Genomic DNA, 15,579 nt, shown 5'->3' with positions numbered 1-15,579 from the left:
GGCCACCTCTTCTTTTTACTTAATCAACCAGCTCATCAATGCGCTAAGCCCTGAATCGACGCCGAAGATGAAGACACCCATGAAGATCACCATACCGATGACCGTCAATGTGTATTTCGTCAGCTCTTTCCGTTTTGGCCAGCTCGTCTTTTTCAATTCATTCCATACGTCACGCAAAAATTTCATCGTACTTTCCCTCCAGGATGTAATAAATCGGGACAGATGAAGCCTTATTTCGCTTCTTTATGAATCGTATGCGCGTTACAACGACGGCAGAATTTCTTCAATTCCAAGCGGACAGTGACGTCCTCTTTTTTCATCGTCGTATAGTCGCGGGCACCGCAATTATCACAAGCAAGGCCTACTTTCTTCGCCATCTCAAAGTCCTCCTTCTTTGCCACTCTTCTCTTCTGTTAAGGTACTTTCCTTCCGAAAAAGAGCGTAAAAAAAAACGCCTATGAGCGGCGTCTCGCTAGTAAGGCGCTAGTTATACAGTAGCATAGGAAGGGATTACGGTCAATCTACCTCTCTGTTAGACCGTCATCTTTCGTGCTTCAAGATATCGCTCAAGCTTGCGCTTGACACGTTGCAAGGCATTATCGATCGATTTAACGTGACGATCGAGGTCGTCAGAGATTTCCTGATACGTCCGTCCGTCAAGATAGAGCGCGAGGACCTTCCGTTCGAGGTCGCTCAGAATCTCATCCATCTTCGATTCGATGTCTGCGTATTCTTCCCGGTTGATGATCAAGATTTGTGGATCAGAAGGTGCTGTCGACGTGATGATATCAAGTAACGTCCGCTCCGATTCATCGTCATAGATCGGTTTATCGAGCGAGATGTACGAGTTCAACGGGATATGTTTCTGACGTGTCGCCGTCTTGATCGCAGTGATCATCTGTCGCGTGATGCATAATTCGGCAAATCCTTTAAACGAGGCGAGCTTATCCGTTCGGTAATCCCGTACCGCCTTATAGAGACCGATCATTCCTTCTTGAATGATGTCTTCGCGGTCTGCCCCGATCAAAAAGTAAGAACGGGCTTTGGCACGTACGAAATTTCGATACCGCTCGATCAAAAATTCGAGCGCATCGCTGTTATCGAACTCTTTCGCTTGTTCTACAAGCGCTTCATCGGTCATGCACTCAAACTGGTCGAACGAAACCAAACTCATCCTGTATCCCTCCAAGCATCATTGACGAATAGTTCAATTGTTTTTAATTATACAATAATTACCTGTCGCACGACAATGAAAATTGGCATGACCTCTTTTGTTGTATCCAAAATGTATCTTTTCTACAAAAAATCCACCGCCCTCGAATGAAGGAGAACGGCGGATTGCTCATACGAATGGTTCATATCATGTATCTGAATTCTTTCGTCGACGAATCGCTTCGAGACGCGCGACGACGTCTTCCGGTAAATCAATCTTCGAGCGCGGTTGAGCCGTCGTCTTCGCAGACGTCGTTTGTTGCTTGATGACGGCAACTGCTGCTTTCCATTCACGCCGGAGTTCCTGCGCCGATATACGGAGTGCTCCAAGCGTGAAGATGACCCATTGCTCCGTGTAGTCGTTCGTCGCTACCGTCAGCTTGACCCGGATATCCTGCAGCCAGTCAGCGGCGGTTTTCTCAATCCACTCGTCCGCCGTCTCGTTTTCGCGTGTATAAACGATATCGATTCCGCTTTTTAGCATCCGAGACTCACGCCCTGGTTGCAGATAGGCATCAAAGACGATCGTAACGCTGATCCCTGTGACGGCTTGGTACTCCGCCATCGCATGAATCAACCGTTCCCGTGCTAATTCAAAGTCTTGCTCCCGCAACGTCCGAAATTCTGGCCATGCGCCAATGATATTGTAGCCATCTACGATGAGGCGATCATATTTCATCGCGCATACGGCTTTCTAGTCCGGTAGACTTCATATAATAATAGCGAAGCCGCAACCGATGCGTTGAGCGACGTGACATGTCCTGCCATCGGGAGGTGGACGAGGAAGTCACATTTCTCACGGACGAGCCGGCTCATTCCTTTTCCTTCACTTCCAATGACGATTCCGAGCGGCATCGTACCATCGAGTGTCCGGTAGTCGTCACTTTCACGTGCATCCGTTCCGACGAACCAGATACCTTGTTTCTTTAGATCCTCCATCGTCCGAGCGAGGTTCGTCACACGAACGACCGGGATATGTTCGATCGCGCCTGTTGATGCCTTCGCGACGACTTGCGTCAATCCGACTGAGCGACGCTTTGGAATGATGATTCCGTGTGCTCCGACAGCATCTGCCGTCCGCAAGATTGATCCGAGGTTATGTGGATCCTCGAGTTCATCAAGCACGATCAAGAGCGGTGTTTCATCCTTTTGACGTGCAAGCTCGAAGATATCTTCCATCTCGGCGTACTCATACGCAGCAACCGCTGCGACGACACCTTGGTGGTTTTCCGTTCCAGCTAAACCAGTTAACCGCGAACGCGGGACGAGCTGGATTTGAATACCCGCTTCCTGCGCCATCGCATGGATGACGGCAAGCGGTCCTTTTTGTTGTCCTTCCTGCAAGAACAGCTTGTTCATCTCTCGTCCACTCCGCAATGCCTCTAAGACCGGATTACGACCTGACAAGAAATCTTGTCCTTCTTCGAGTGGTTCGATCATGACAGGCTGTTCCTTGACTGGAGCGGCTTTTCGTTTCTCTTGTGCTGGGCGCTGCGCCTTCGTTTTCGGCTTCGCACCGGTAGCCTTAGGATTCGTCTGTTTTTTCGGCTTCGAGTAGTTCGAACGCTTGTCCGATGAGTTCTTCAAGGCGATCCCCTCCTTCTGAAAGATAAATATAACCGAGCAATGCTTCAAATGCTGTCGCGTAGCGATACGTGTGGACGTCCGTGCTCTTCGGGACAGAACCGGATTTCGCGTTCTTTCCGCGCCGAACGACCGCTGCCTCTTCTTCCGTCAACGCATCCGTATTCAACCAGTGCGTCACGACCGTCGCTTGTGCTTGTGCCCGAACGTACCGGACAGCTGCTTTATGCAACTCGCCCGGCTTCACATAACCTTGTTCGAGCAATCGCTCCCGCACACGAATCTCATAGACGACATCGCCCATGTACGCTAACGCGAGTGCATTCAGTTGTTTGTAGTTCTTCATCCGCGCTTCCACCGCATCCCTTGTGCTGTGTCTTCCAGCAAGATCCCTTGATCACGCAGCTGATCGCGGATTGCGTCCGCTCGTGCGAAGTCACGATTTTGACGGGCTGTGTTCCGCTCTTCGATCAACTGTTCGACTTCTTCATCGAGTAAGCCTTTGTCGACTGTCAACGTGACACCGAGGACATCTGATAATTCCGAGAAGAGTGCGAGGAACTGTTCGAGCACCTGTTTCGACACATGTGCTTCTCCGAGGTACAAGTTGGCTTCTTTCGAGAGATCGAATAAATCCGTCACAGCGTTCGCTGTATTGAAATCATCATCCATCGATGTGATGAAATGTTCCTTGATCGCCGCTAGACGATTCAACCACTTCTCGTCACCTGTTCCGAGATCGGCCGTCATTTCAAGACGGTGTTCGATGTTTGCGACCGACTCGCGAATCCGCGCGAGACCGTTCGCTGCTTGATCGATTAGTTCCCGACTATAGTTGATCGGGTGACGATACTGAACCGATAACATGAAGAAACGTAACACCATCGGGTCGACTGCTTGGATCGCTTCATGGACCGTCAAGAAGTTACCGAGCGACTTCGACATCTTCTCGTTTTCGATGTTCAAGAACCCGTTATGCATCCAGTAGTTCGCGAACTTCTGTGAGTTGCATGCTTCCGACTGGGCGATCTCATTCTCATGGTGCGGGAACTTCAAGTCTTGTCCGCCAGCATGGATATCGATCGTCTCCCCGAGGTATTTCTTCGCCATCGCCGAGCACTCGATGTGCCAGCCTGGTCGTCCTTCGCCCCATGGACTCGTCCATGCCGGCTCTCCTGGTTTTGCTGCTTTCCAGAGCACGAAATCAAGTGGATCTTCTTTTTTCTCTCCAACTTCAATTCGTGCGCCTGCACGCAATTCATCAATCGACTGTTGGCTCAATTGTCCATAATCATCGAAGCTACGCGTCCGGAAGTAGACATCTCCGCTTGATGCGTAGGCATTGCCTTTTTCGACGAGAACTTCGATGAAGGCGATGATATCGTCCATCGTTTCCGTGACGAGCGGATGGATGTCCGCTTTTTGGACATTCAAGGCGCCCGTGTCCGCGTGGTACGCCTCGATGAAACGTTTCGTCAACGCATGATAGTCTTCTCCGAGTTCGTTCGCTGTCCGGATGATCTTATCGTCGACGTCCGTGAAGTTCGAGACATATTTGACTTCATATCCGCGATATGTGAAGTAGCGGCGGACCGTATCGAAGACGATGGCTGGACGTGCGTTCCCGATATGAATGTAGTTGTATACAGTCGGGCCACAGACATACATCTTGACCTTTCCTTCTTCTAATGGTTTAAATGGTTCCTTTTTTCCGGTCATGCTGTTGTACAGTTGAATCATGACGTCGCCCTCCTTTAATCCGTTCAATTTCTTGTTTTAATACTTCTAGTTCCATTTCAATCCGCTCTTGGCATTCGCTGACCGGATCCGGGAAACGATGATCAAGTGGTGCTTCGACCTTCATACCGTCCTGAATGACGACACGTCCCGGAATGCCGACGACAGTCGCATTTGGAGGAACGTGTTTTAAGACGACGGAACTGGCACCGATTTTCGAGTATGCTCCGATCGTGATATCACCAAGGACACGGGCACCGGCAGAGACAAGTACGCCGTCTTCAATCGTCGGATGACGCTTTCCTGTTTCTTTCCCCGTTCCGCCGAGCGTCACGCCTTGAAACAACGTGACGTCATCACCAATGATCGTCGTCTCACCAATGACGACACCCATCCCGTGGTCGATAAAGAACCGGCGTCCAATCGTCGCTCCTGGATGAATCTCGATGCCTGTCAAAAAGCGACTGAACTGCGAAATTAATCGACCGAGCAAGCGGAACTTTGCGTTCCAGAGTCGATGGGCCAGGCGATGCATCCAAATCGCATGTAAGCCCGGGTATGTCAAAATGACTTCTAACGTGCTGCGGGCAGCTGGATCTTGCTCAAACACATTGCGGATATCTTCTCGTATCCGTGTCATATACGTTCTCCTCTCCATAAGAAAAAGCGCCTCTATGCATTGCTGCACAGAGACGCTAACGAAGCGCGGTCCCACTCTGTTTGAACGATTGACTCGTCCCTCTCGACGTCCGTTAACGCCGGAGATACGTCTGCGCCTACTCTCACGGATTTCGGGCAGCACTCAGAGGGGCATTTCATGATTCGCTTCTTCAAGCCCTCGCACCATTCGAGCTTGTCTCTGGAGAAGAAGACGCATCGTTACTTTCCTCGTCTACGCTTTCGTTATTCTGCTTCAAGCCGTGCAAGCACACGGTCTTTTCCTAGTAATTGAATCGTGTTCGGGAGTTCTGGACCATGTGTCTGTCCTGTCGTCGCGACACGAATTGGCATGAACAAGTTTTTACCTTTTTGACCAGTCGCTTTTTGCGTCGCTTTGATCGATGCTTTAATCGCTTCTGGTGTCCACTCTTCGAGAGCACGTAACTGGTTCGCGAATTCTGCAAGTACAGTCGGAACCGTCTCGCCACTCAAGACAGTGTTTGCCTCTTCATCATACACCACTTCGTCCTCAAAGAACATCTCTGAAAGCTTGACGATTTCCGCGCCATGCGTCATTTGTTCGCGGTATAACGCAACGAGATCACGTGCCCAAGCGAGCTCTTCTTCTGAAGGTGACGCTTCGACGCGACCTGCTTCTTGTAGGAACGGAAGACTGGCTTCGAATACTTCTTCGAACGATTGATGTTTCATGTACTGGCTGTTGATCCAAGCTAGTTTGTTTTGGTCAAAGACAGCTGGACTCTTCGAGAGACGATCCGCGTCAAAGATCTCGATGAACTCTTCTTTCGTGAAGATTTCTTGTTCGCCGACTGGTGACCAACCGAGAAGCGTGATGAAGTTGAGCAATGCTTCCGGGAGATAACCGAGCTCTTTATACTGCTCGATATACTGAATGATCGAGTGATCACGTTTCGAGAGTTTCTTGTGTGATTCGTTGACGATCAATGTCATGTGACCGAACGTCGGGTATTCCCAACCGAACGCATCATAGATCATCATTTGTTTCGGTGTGTTCGAAATATGATCATCTCCACGAAGAACATGGCTGATCGCCATCAAGTGATCGTCGATGACGACGGCAAAGTTATACGTCGGAATGCCGTCTTTTTTGACGATGACCCAGTCACCGAAGTCTTTTGATTCGAATGAGACGTCGTCTTTAACGATATCATTCCATGTATACGTAACATCTTCCGGTACACGAATCCGAATCGACGGCGTGCGACCTTCTGCGCGGAACGCTTCTTCTTGTTCTGCTGTCAGGTTACGGTGCGCTCCTGAATAACGTGGTGCTTCTCCGCGTGCGATTTGTGCTTCACGTTCTGCTTCGAGCTCTTCCGATGTCATGTAGCAACGGTAAGCAAGTCCTTTTTCAAGTAACTCGTCCGTGTACTTTTGGTAGATATCGAGACGCTCCATTTGTGAATAAGGACCGTACTCACCACCGCGACCTGGACCTTCGTCCCAATCGACACCGAGCCACTCGAGGTTCTTCATTTGACTCTCGACACCACCTGCGATGTTCCGCTTTTGGTCCGTATCCTCGATTCGTAATACCATCTTACCGCCTAAGTGGCGCGCAAAGAGATAGTTAAATAATGCAGTCCGGGCATTCCCGATATGCAAGTGTCCTGTTGGACTTGGGGCATAACGTACTCGTACTTCTGCCATTGCCAATCACTCCTTCGACTAAAATTCGCTTATCTAGTATACCTTATTCTTCGATTCGTTTCAGTAGAATCACTGCTTGACAAGCGATTCCCTCTTCTCGTCCCGTAAAACCTAACCATTCCGTCGTCGTTGCCTTGACATTGATCTGTTCAATGTCCGCTTCGAGTAATTCCGCGATTCGCGCACGCATCGTGTCGATGTACGGACGAAGCTTTGGTGCCTGTGCGATGACTGTCGCATCTAGGTTGCCAAGCTCATACCCTTGTTGTTTAACGAGCGCGTAGACATGTTGCAGCAATTTTGCTGAATCGGCATCCTTGAATTCCGGATCCGTATCCGGAAAATGTTTTCCGATATCCCCTGCTGCGATTGCACCAAGTGCCGCGTCGGCAATCGTATGTAACAAGACGTCTGCATCCGAGTGACCGAGCAATCCTTTCGTGTGCGGAATCTCGATGCCGCCTAAAATCAATTTCCGATCCTCTGCAAAGGCATGTACATCAAAACCTTGTCCAATTCGAATCATCGTCATTTCCCTCGTTTCATTAGAATCGCTTCACCGAACCACAAATCGTCCGGTGTCGTCATCTTGATATTTTCGTAGTGACCGTGGACGATCGTTACTTTTCCTCCGTCCCATTCTATCAAACTTGCATCATCGGTTCCTAGGTATTTCGTTGCCGCTTTTTCGTGAACCGTGCGAATCGTCGCAAGATCAAACGCTTGTGGTGTCTGCGCTGCCATCAGATGTTCCCGTGGGACGGTCTCGCTGATGTGGTTCGCTTCAATCCGTTTGACCGTGTCTTTAATCGGCACGGCAAGAATCGCCGCCTGATCTAGGACTGCCGCTTGGACGACCGCATGAATCGCTGCTTGTGAAATGAACGGTCGGGCACCATCATGGATCAGAACGATCCCTTCGCCTTCTAACGCCTCAAGACCACGGAGCACACTTTCCTGACGTTCGGTACCACCCGTGACAAGTCTAATCGATGTCTTATAAGACGCGATAAGACTTGTAAACCATTCCTGTTCTAGTGGATTGATCGCAAGGACGATTTCCGTACATGCCGGATCTGCCTCGAAGACATCCAGTGTCCAAGCGATGATTGGACGGTCTCTTAGTTCAAGCATTAATTTATTACGATCTGCGCCCATCCGCTTACCGGCACCGGCAGCGGGGATGACGACGCGATATGTGGCTGTAGACATCCCATTCCCTCTTTTCTCTCTCACTGATCATCGTGATCCATTCCATCACACCGAAAACGGACTCGATCATGAAATCGAATCCGTTGCGGGGTCTATCCGAATGCCTCTCGATGTCTCTCTAGGCATAGTGTCTCATTTTTCTTGTGGTTTCGCAAAAATCATTCGTCCAGCTGACGTCTGCAAGACACTCGTGACGACAACGCCAATTGTTTTCGAAATGAGGTGTTTGCCTCCTTCAACAACGACCATCGTCCCATCTTCGAGATAGGCGATACCCTGTTTTTGTTCTTTTCCTTCCTTGATGACAAGGACGGTCATCTCTTCTCCTGGAATGACGACTTGTTTGACGGCATTCGCCAGATCATTGATGTTGAGGACAGGAACATGTCGGACTTCACAGACTTTGTTCAAGTTATAGTCGTTCGTGACGACGATCCCTTTGACGAGTTCCGCGAGTTTGATCAGCTTAATATCGACTTCCGGTACATCCTCGAAATCGCCATCATAAATTTCGACCTCGACTCCAGGGATCTCTTGTAACTCTTTTAAGACATCGAGTCCACGACGTCCACGATTTCGTTTCAACGTATCCGAAGAATCGGCGATATACTGCAACTCACCGATGACGAATTGCGGGACGATCAGTTTTCCTTCGACGAAACCGGTCTTCGTGATATCCGTGATCCGCCCGTCAATGATGACGCTCGTATCGAGTACCTTACTGTTTGATTTAACTGGAACGACGACTTCTGGCGTCGCCTTTTTCTCACTTTGGTTGCTACGTAAGAAGATTTTCGTCAATTCATGACGTTTACGATACCCGACCGTAAAGCCAAGATATCCGAACAACGCGGTCACGAAGATCGTTAAGACGTTACTGAGGACAGGAATACCTACTAAATCAATCAATGTACTGACGAGAAAGGCCAGTACCAACCCAATCAACAAACCAAATGTTCCAAAAAAGAGATCTGCCACTGGGGCTTTGACGAGTCGTTCTTCTAAAAATCGGAGAAGTCGAATTACCGAATCCGTAATGAATAATCCAATTAATAAGAATATGAGTGCACCAATCGTTCCAGTTACGTATTCGCTCATCAACCATGCAGGGAATGTCGTATTCGTTGCCGTTTCAATTAATTGGAAGAACTGAGGAAGCAACAAAATCCCGAGGGCAAGTCCGAGTAATGCAAAAAATACCCGAATGACGATTTTCAATCTTCTCACCTCCTTTGCTTATTTTAAGTTCATTGTAACATGTACTGATTTGAACTACCTACGCCGGAAGGAGGGGAAACTGTTTACATATCCATTACAGTTCCCCCATTTTTTGCGTCATTCCAGCTTAAAACGGAATCGTTTCACGTAATGCTTCATCCACACTCTCGACACCGACGACCGTAATCCCGTCCGGATACGTCCAGCCGCCTAAGTTATTTTTCGGAATGATCGCCCGTGTGAAACCGAGTTTTGCCGCTTCTGCTACACGTTGTTCAATCCGCGATACACGTCGAACCTCACCTGTCAATCCGACTTCACCAATCACGACATCCGTCGGATGCGTCGGCTTGTCACGGAAACTAGAAGCAATCGCGACACAAACCGCCAAGTCAATCGCAGGTTCATCAAGCTTCACACCACCGGCTGCCTTGAGGTACGCATCTTGTGTCTGTAAGAGAAGACCCGATCGTTTCTCAAGCACAGCCATCAATAAAGCCACCTTATTTTGATCGATTCCGGTCGCCATCCGTCTAGGATTCCCGAATGACGTCGGTGAAATCAACGCTTGCAGTTCGACGAGGACCGTCCGTGTCCCTTCCATCGAAGCGACGATCGTCGAACCGGATACACCGGACGTCCGCTCCTCGAGGAAAATTTCTGAAGGATTCAAGACTTCTTCAAGACCAGACTCCCGCATCTCAAAAATTCCGATCTCATTCGTTGAACCAAATCGGTTTTTGACGGCACGCAGAATCCGGAACGTATGATGACGTTCGCCTTCGAAATACAAGACGGCATCCACCATGTGCTCCAGTAAACGTGGTCCAGCAATCGAACCCTGTTTCGTGACGTGACCGACGATGAAGATCGCAATCCCGCGACTCTTCGCAATTTTCATCAGCATCGCCGTACATTCACGTACCTGTGTCACACTCCCGGGTGCAGACTGGATTTCATCAATGTAAACGGTTTGAATCGAGTCGATGATTAAAAAACGTGGCTGTTCTTCATCGACGACACGTTCAATCATGTTCATATCCGTCTCACTAAGGACGAACAAATCCTGAGTCGGTAAGCCAAGCCGTTCCGCGCGCAATTTAGTTTGTTTGAGCGATTCTTCTCCTGAAATGTAGAGCACTTTTTCGCCGCGTTGGGCAAGACGTGCGCTCGTCTGCAGTAAGATCGTCGACTTCCCGATCCCCGGATCTCCTCCAACAAGCACCATCGAACCTGGAACGATACCGCCTCCGAGGACACGGTCGAATTCACCACTTCCGGTAAAGACGCGACTCTCTTCTTGTGAGACGATGTTCGCGAGGCGCTCTGGCTTCAATTGTTTTGTCGTCGTATGAACGAAAGCGGCACCGCGCCGTCCTTTTTTCTCTTCGACGACTTCTTCGACCATCGTGTTCCATTCTCCGCATCCAGAACAACGTCCCATCCATTTCGGTGATTCGGTCCCACAGCTTTGACAAACGAATTTTGTTTTTAACTTAGCCAATCGATTCATCCTTTCTGTTTCAAAAAAAGAACCAGCTTCGCTCAGAAAGTGCGAAAGCTGGCCCTGTGCTCAGTGCTTATTCCGTTGCGGCAGAACTCACGTGATTCCGGCGAACGATGAATTCGTTCTCTTCGACATCAAGCGCAACACGTTCTCCTTTTTGGATATCGCCTGCGAGCAATGCTTCTGACAACCGGTCTTCCGCTTCCCGTTGAAGGGCACGACGGATTGGACGTGCGCCGTACTCTGGATCGTATCCGATATCGGCAATCTTCGAGAGGGCAGCTGGTGTCAATTCGAAATGAATTTCCTGTTCAGCCAAACGTTTTTCAAGGGTTTTCGCCATCAACTTCACGATCTCTTCGATGTGTTGTTTCTCGAGTGAGTGGAAGACGATCGTTTCATCAATCCGGTTCAAGAACTCTGGACGGAACGCCCGTTTGAGTTCTTCCATGACTTTATCTTTCATGTCTTTGTATTCGCGATCCGTATCTTCCGAAACAGCGAATCCGACATATTTATTCCGTTTAAGGGCACTTGCACCGACGTTCGATGTCATGACGATGATCGTGTTACGGAAATCAACCGTCCGACCTTTCGAGTCTGTTAAGCGTCCATCATCAAGTACTTGCAAGAGAATGTTGAAGACTTCCGGGTGCGCTTTTTCGATTTCATCAAGTAAGATGACTGAGTATGGTTTCCGGCGAACTTTTTCCGTTAATTGACCGCCTTCTTCGTAACCGACATATCCTGGAGGTGAACCGACGAGACGGCTCGTTGCATGTTTCTCCATGTACTCTGACATGTCGATTCGGATGATCGCATCCTCATCTCCGAACATCGCTTCGGCAACCGCACGGGCGAGTTCTGTCTTACCAACCCCAGTAGGACCGAGGAAGATGAATGAACCGATCGGACGTTTTGGATCTTTTAGTCCAGCACGTGCCCGACGAATGGCTTTTGAAATCGATTTAACGGCTTCGTTTTGACCGATGACACGATCGTGAAGGATTTCTTCGAGGCGAAGGAGACGATCCGTCTCTTCTTCCGCGATCTTCGTGACCGGTACACCTGTCCAGTTGGCAACGACTTGTGCGATGTCATCTTTTGTGACTTCAAGTTTTTCGTTGCCTTGTTTATTCTGCCATTCCTCTTTCAAACGCTCAAGCTCATCGCGTAATTTTTGTTCCGTGTCGCGGAGGCTTGCTGCTTTTTCGAACTCTTGGCTTTGGACCGCTTCGTCCTTGTCCTTGCGGATACCTTCGAGTTTTGCTTCGACTTCTTTTAAGTTCGGTGGTGCTGTGTATGAACGCAACCGAACTTTCGATGCCGCTTCATCGATCAAATCGATCGCTTTATCCGGAAGGAAACGATCCGAAATGTATCGATCCGACAATGTGACGGCTTCTTGAATCGCTTCGTCTGTGATCGTCACACGGTGGTGTGCTTCATAACGATCGCGAAGACCAAATAGGATTTGTGTTGCTTCATCCGTTGTTGGCTCTGCGACTTGGATCGGTTGGAAACGACGTTCGAGTGCCGCATCTTTCTCGATGTATTTCCGGTACTCATCAAGAGTCGTTGCTCCGATACACTGGAGTTCGCCTCGTGCGAGCGATGGTTTAAGGATGTTCGATGCATCGATTGCACCTTCTGCTCCACCCGCTCCGATCAATGTATGCAACTCATCAATGAAGAGAATGATGTTCCCCGCTTGACGAATCTCATCCATGACCTTTTTCAAACGATCTTCGAATTCACCACGGTATTTCGTACCAGCGACGAGTGTCCCCATGTCGAGTACCATGACGCGTTTATTGCGTAACGTCTCCGGTACTTCATTGTTGATGATTTGTTGAGCGAGACCTTCGACGACAGCCGTTTTACCGACCCCTGGTTCCCCGATCAAGACCGGATTATTTTTCGTCCGGCGGCTCAAGACTTCGATGACACGTTGAATTTCTTTCGCACGACCGATAACTGGATCAAGACGTGTTTCACGCGCTTGTTGTGTCAAATCACGAGCAAGACCATCAAGTGTTGGTGTTGCGACACCTGAACCTGCTTGCGACGCGTTTGCTGTCGTTTCGCTGTTCCCGAGCAACTGGAGTACTTGCTGACGGGCTTTTGAAAGACTGATACCCAAGTTATTTAAGACACGAGCAGCAACGCCCTCTCCTTCTCGGATCAATCCGAGCAAGAGGTGTTCTGTTCCAACGTAAGAGTGACCTAGTTTACGTGCCTCATCCATTGATAACTCGATGACTTTTTTCGCACGTGGTGTATAGTGAATCGTCGTTGCACCATCTTGTCCGCGACCGATCAATGCTTCGACTTCCATCTGAATTTTATCTGAACTGAGACCGAGTGCTGTTAAGGCTTTCGCAGCGATTCCGTCTCCTTCACGTACAAGTCCGAGTAAAATGTGTTCTGTTCCGATATTGTGGTGCCCCAACCGTACTGCCTCTTCTTGAGCAAGTGCCAATACACGTTGTGCACGTTCTGTGAATCGTCCAAACATCATTATGCAAAACCTCCTTGTGTGTGATCCCTGTTTGTCTGTTCGGTTAACATCGTCCGGATTCGTTTCGCCCGTTCGATGTCCCGTTCTCTAGATGTTAATTGTTTCCCGAAATGCTTTTGTAGAAAACCTGTTTGTAATGAAACGAGCAGTTGATGAAAAAGATTTGGAGGAAGATTGACTTCTAGTCCCAGACTGTCTGCTAAGCGAACATCCGATAGTCGTTCCGTTGCTTCCCGCGCTGTAATCAGTCGAGCTGATGTCAGGACACCGTAGGAACGATATAGTCTGTCCTCTAGTTCTTCTTGATACATCTCCAATAATCCTTTTCGTGCTGCCTGTTCTGCTTCAATTAATGCTTCGACGGCAAATTGATAGTCCGTGATCAGCATATCTTCACTTGCCCCAAGCGTCCGTTGGTTCGAAAGTTGGAACATGCGACCAGAGGCATCGCTTCCCTCGCCGTAACGCCCACGAATCGCGAATCCTAGCTGTCGTAAGTGTTTGATATAGCCTTGAATCTGATTCGTCAGGACCAGTCCCGGTAAGTGCAACATCACGGAAGCACGAAGACCAGTTCCAACGTTACTCGGACATGTCGTTAAATAACCAAGCGTATCATCAAAAGCAATTTTAAATCGTTCACTGATCAAACGATCGACTTGTTTTGCAATCCGAAACGCTTCTTCAAGCTGTAGCCCAGGTAATAACGTCTGGATTCGAAAATGATCCTCTTCGTTTACCATGACACTGATCTGCTCATCCTCACTAATGAAGAGTCCTGTCCGTGGATGACTTGCTAACGCTGGACTGATCAGATGCTTTTCTACTAAAGCGGTTCGCGTCAGAACATCTGCTTGATCGACGCGACCAAACCGGAACCCTTTCATCCCGTTTAGTTGGCGTTCTGTCTCTTCAATGAGCGCATTGGCTTGTGCTTCTGACAACATCGTTGAGAACGGATAACGTGTCGTATTACGCGCCAACCGGATCCGTGTCGAGACGACGATGTCGTCAAAGGGAGAAGATTGATTCATCGATTTGCTTAGAGGGTGTTGGAGCAACTCTTCAAACATGACGCAAATCCTCCTCGACACTCTCAATCTGTTGTTTTATGATTTCTGCTTCTTCATAATCTTCTGCTAAGATTTTGCGGTTGAGTTGTTCTTTCAGTCGACTGAGCTGCTGGTTCAATCGTTTTTCAACGGATTCCTCATCAGGCCGTGAGCCATAATGTTGCGTATGACCGTGTTGGAATTGACGAACCATGCCGTCGACTTCGTCTTTAAAAAATGAATAACAAGTCGGGCAACCGACTTTACGAAGATGAAGCAATTGTTGACGGGTCATACCACAAGACGGACACGCCGTCCCTTGATATTCACGTGCTAACTCCCGCACACAAACCGAGCATAAGAACTTTTCATCGGTTTCCGATTCTTGTGGAAGTTTGACACGGACGATTGCTTCTCGTTCGCCACATCGTTGACAACGCATCATGCATTCCTCCAATGTCCGACGACTAGAGTCGCTTCATGGTTTGAAGAAGCGTCCGCATCAAGTGGGCACGCATCCGGTGTTGATCTTCGACCGCCATTGGCAAACTCTCTTTTTGCAACAGCGATTGAATCAAAATAGCTTCCCGCCGCGTCAGTAATTGTTCGTTCATCAAACGAATCAAATAATCTTCTGCAGCTTGTTCCGTCAAATGATCACCAATCCATGAACTGACTTCGTCTAATAGATCGTGACTATCGAGCACAACGATTTTTTGAATGCGAATGTATCCACCGCCACCCCGTTTACTTTCAACAAAATAGCCCTTCTCGACCGTAAAACGAGTATTAATGACGTAGTTGATTTGTGATGGAACACAGTCAAAACGTTGTGCAATTTCTTGACGTTTGATTTCAATCGTCTTTTCGTCGTGTAAAATTTGCTTTAAATAGGCTTCGATGATATCTGTGATGTTTTGCATTGGCACCACCTCTCTGACCATCTTTGACTATTGTTTGATTTAATAGTAATCATCTAAAAAAAGAAATGCAACTGATAAGGCTTTTTAGAAAACACAAAAAGACCGACCTGCAATCTGCAGATCGGTCAAGTGCCTGGCAACGTCCTATCCTCACAGGGGGAAGCCCCCAACTACTTTCGGCGTTCAAGTGCTTAACTTCCGTGTTCGGCATGGGAACGGGTGTGACCACTTGGCTATCGCCACCAGACATTTATTATCTTA

17 protein-coding genes, 1 rRNA gene and 1 other annotated feature are annotated in these 15,579 nt (G+C 48.7%); all 18 genes read right to left on the bottom strand.

All coding sequences use genetic code 11. The annotated features are described in order from the left end of the window. Positions 1–15 precede the first annotated feature (15 nt). The 18 genes from secE to rrf all read right to left on the bottom strand — a co-directional run bounded on the left by secE (position 16) and on the right by rrf (position 15,565). A complete protein-coding gene (gene secE, locus AC3B4V_RS15490) occupies positions 16–186 on the bottom strand; it encodes a preprotein translocase subunit SecE (RefSeq protein WP_023466605.1) in 171 nt (56 codons plus the stop codon). A gap of 44 nt (positions 187–230) precedes the next feature. Continuing rightward, positions 231–377 carry a 50S ribosomal protein L33 gene (gene rpmG / locus AC3B4V_RS15485; RefSeq protein WP_023466603.1) on the bottom strand — a complete coding sequence of 49 codons (147 nt, stop codon included), beginning with the start codon at positions 375–377 and terminating at the stop codon, positions 231–233. A gap of 155 nt (positions 378–532) precedes the next feature. Further along, positions 533–1,174, bottom strand: a complete 642-nt coding sequence (gene sigH / locus AC3B4V_RS15480) for an RNA polymerase sporulation sigma factor SigH (RefSeq protein WP_029343084.1) — start codon at positions 1,172–1,174, stop codon at positions 533–535. Between the two features lie 186 nt (positions 1,175–1,360). Further along, a complete protein-coding gene (locus tag AC3B4V_RS15475) occupies positions 1,361–1,891 on the bottom strand; it encodes an NYN domain-containing protein (RefSeq protein ID WP_050677145.1) in 531 nt (176 codons plus the stop codon). Beyond that, the gene (rlmB, locus tag AC3B4V_RS15470; protein WP_488378841.1) at positions 1,888–2,652 is read right to left on the bottom strand and encodes a 23S rRNA (guanosine(2251)-2'-O)-methyltransferase RlmB; all 765 of its coding nucleotides are present in this window, start codon (positions 2,650–2,652) and stop codon (positions 1,888–1,890) included. Before rlmB ends, AC3B4V_RS15475 begins: the two co-directional genes overlap by 4 nt. An 85-nt stretch (positions 2,653–2,737) precedes the next feature. After that, a complete protein-coding gene (locus tag AC3B4V_RS15465) occupies positions 2,738–3,142 on the bottom strand; it encodes a Mini-ribonuclease 3 (protein ID WP_023466600.1) in 405 nt (134 codons plus the stop codon). After that, on the bottom strand, positions 3,139–4,536 hold the full coding sequence (gene cysS, locus AC3B4V_RS15460) for a cysteine--tRNA ligase (RefSeq protein ID WP_087681151.1): 1,398 nt from the start codon (positions 4,534–4,536) through the stop codon (positions 3,139–3,141). Before cysS ends, AC3B4V_RS15465 begins: the two co-directional genes overlap by 4 nt. Next, entirely contained in the window at positions 4,490–5,209 is a 720-nt protein-coding gene (gene epsC, locus AC3B4V_RS15455) for a serine O-acetyltransferase EpsC (RefSeq protein ID WP_255343794.1), read from the bottom strand. Before epsC ends, cysS begins: the two co-directional genes overlap by 47 nt. Positions 5,210–5,218: 9 nt before the next feature. Continuing rightward, positions 5,219–5,437 (bottom strand) — a binding site (T-box leader). Then, on the bottom strand, positions 5,437–6,885 hold the full coding sequence (gene gltX / locus AC3B4V_RS15450) for a glutamate--tRNA ligase (protein WP_023466595.1): 1,449 nt from the start codon (positions 6,883–6,885) through the stop codon (positions 5,437–5,439). It overlaps the preceding feature by 1 nt. A gap of 43 nt (positions 6,886–6,928) precedes the next feature. Continuing rightward, complete coding sequence (ispF, locus tag AC3B4V_RS15445) at positions 6,929–7,411, bottom strand: 2-C-methyl-D-erythritol 2,4-cyclodiphosphate synthase (protein ID WP_029343079.1); 483 nt, start codon at positions 7,409–7,411, stop codon at positions 6,929–6,931. A gap of 2 nt (positions 7,412–7,413) precedes the next feature. Beyond that, positions 7,414–8,097 carry a 2-C-methyl-D-erythritol 4-phosphate cytidylyltransferase gene (ispD, locus tag AC3B4V_RS15440; RefSeq protein WP_488378836.1) on the bottom strand — a complete coding sequence of 228 codons (684 nt, stop codon included), beginning with the start codon at positions 8,095–8,097 and terminating at the stop codon, positions 7,414–7,416. A 132-nt stretch (positions 8,098–8,229) separates the two neighbouring features. Next, positions 8,230–9,315: a PIN/TRAM domain-containing protein gene (locus AC3B4V_RS15435; RefSeq protein ID WP_023466590.1), complete on the bottom strand. Its 1,086-nt coding sequence runs from the start codon at positions 9,313–9,315 to the stop codon at positions 8,230–8,232. A 127-nt stretch (positions 9,316–9,442) separates the two neighbouring features. Continuing rightward, entirely contained in the window at positions 9,443–10,819 is a 1,377-nt protein-coding gene (gene radA / locus AC3B4V_RS15430) for a DNA repair protein RadA (RefSeq protein WP_488378835.1), read from the bottom strand. A 76-nt stretch (positions 10,820–10,895) separates the two neighbouring features. Continuing rightward, complete coding sequence (gene clpC, locus AC3B4V_RS15425; RefSeq protein ID WP_023466588.1) at positions 10,896–13,343, bottom strand: ATP-dependent protease ATP-binding subunit ClpC; 2,448 nt, start codon at positions 13,341–13,343, stop codon at positions 10,896–10,898. Then, a complete protein-coding gene (locus tag AC3B4V_RS15420) occupies positions 13,343–14,416 on the bottom strand; it encodes an ATP--guanido phosphotransferase (RefSeq protein WP_488378834.1) in 1,074 nt (357 codons plus the stop codon). The genes clpC and AC3B4V_RS15420 overlap by 1 nt, the downstream gene beginning before the upstream one ends. Continuing rightward, a complete protein-coding gene (locus AC3B4V_RS15415) occupies positions 14,409–14,837 on the bottom strand; it encodes a hypothetical protein (protein ID WP_029343073.1) in 429 nt (142 codons plus the stop codon). Before AC3B4V_RS15415 ends, AC3B4V_RS15420 begins: the two co-directional genes overlap by 8 nt. A gap of 25 nt (positions 14,838–14,862) precedes the next feature. After that, positions 14,863–15,318, bottom strand: a complete 456-nt coding sequence (locus AC3B4V_RS15410; protein WP_023466578.1) for a CtsR family transcriptional regulator — start codon at positions 15,316–15,318, stop codon at positions 14,863–14,865. A gap of 131 nt (positions 15,319–15,449) precedes the next feature. Continuing rightward, positions 15,450–15,565 (bottom strand): 5S ribosomal RNA (gene rrf, locus AC3B4V_RS15405). Positions 15,566–15,579 lie beyond the last annotated feature (14 nt).

This window comes from Exiguobacterium sp. E17S, assembly GCF_057772545.1.
This window is presented reverse-complemented; position numbering and strand designations above follow the sequence as displayed.

Excerpts from the sequence above, each read along its gene's own strand:
- sigH (WP_029343084.1), bottom strand. The coding sequence starts at position 1,174 with ATGAGTTTGGTTTCGTTCGACCAGTTTGAGTGCATGACCGATGAAGCG.
- gltX (WP_023466595.1), bottom strand. The coding sequence starts at position 6,885 with ATGGCAGAAGTACGAGTACGTTATGCCCCAAGTCCAACAGGACACTTG.
- secE (WP_023466605.1), bottom strand. The coding sequence starts at position 186 with ATGAAATTTTTGCGTGACGTATGGAATGAATTGAAAAAGACGAGCTGG.
- AC3B4V_RS15420 (WP_488378834.1), bottom strand. The coding sequence starts at position 14,416 with ATGTTTGAAGAGTTGCTCCAACACCCTCTAAGCAAATCGATGAATCAA.
- clpC (WP_023466588.1), bottom strand. The coding sequence starts at position 13,343 with ATGATGTTTGGACGATTCACAGAACGTGCACAACGTGTATTGGCACTT.
- AC3B4V_RS15415 (WP_029343073.1), bottom strand. The coding sequence starts at position 14,837 with ATGCGTTGTCAACGATGTGGCGAACGAGAAGCAATCGTCCGTGTCAAA.
- AC3B4V_RS15410 (WP_023466578.1), bottom strand. The coding sequence starts at position 15,318 with ATGCAAAACATCACAGATATCATCGAAGCCTATTTAAAGCAAATTTTA.
- rpmG (WP_023466603.1), bottom strand. The coding sequence starts at position 377 with ATGGCGAAGAAAGTAGGCCTTGCTTGTGATAATTGCGGTGCCCGCGAC.
- rlmB (WP_488378841.1), bottom strand. The coding sequence starts at position 2,652 with ATGATCGAACCACTCGAAGAAGGACAAGATTTCTTGTCAGGTCGTAAT.
- cysS (WP_087681151.1), bottom strand. The coding sequence starts at position 4,536 with ATGATTCAACTGTACAACAGCATGACCGGAAAAAAGGAACCATTTAAA.
- AC3B4V_RS15475 (WP_050677145.1), bottom strand. The coding sequence starts at position 1,891 with ATGAAATATGATCGCCTCATCGTAGATGGCTACAATATCATTGGCGCA.
- AC3B4V_RS15465 (WP_023466600.1), bottom strand. The coding sequence starts at position 3,142 with ATGAAGAACTACAAACAACTGAATGCACTCGCGTTAGCGTACATGGGC.
- ispF (WP_029343079.1), bottom strand. The coding sequence starts at position 7,411 with ATGATTCGAATTGGACAAGGTTTTGATGTACATGCCTTTGCAGAGGAT.
- ispD (WP_488378836.1), bottom strand. The coding sequence starts at position 8,097 with ATGTCTACAGCCACATATCGCGTCGTCATCCCCGCTGCCGGTGCCGGT.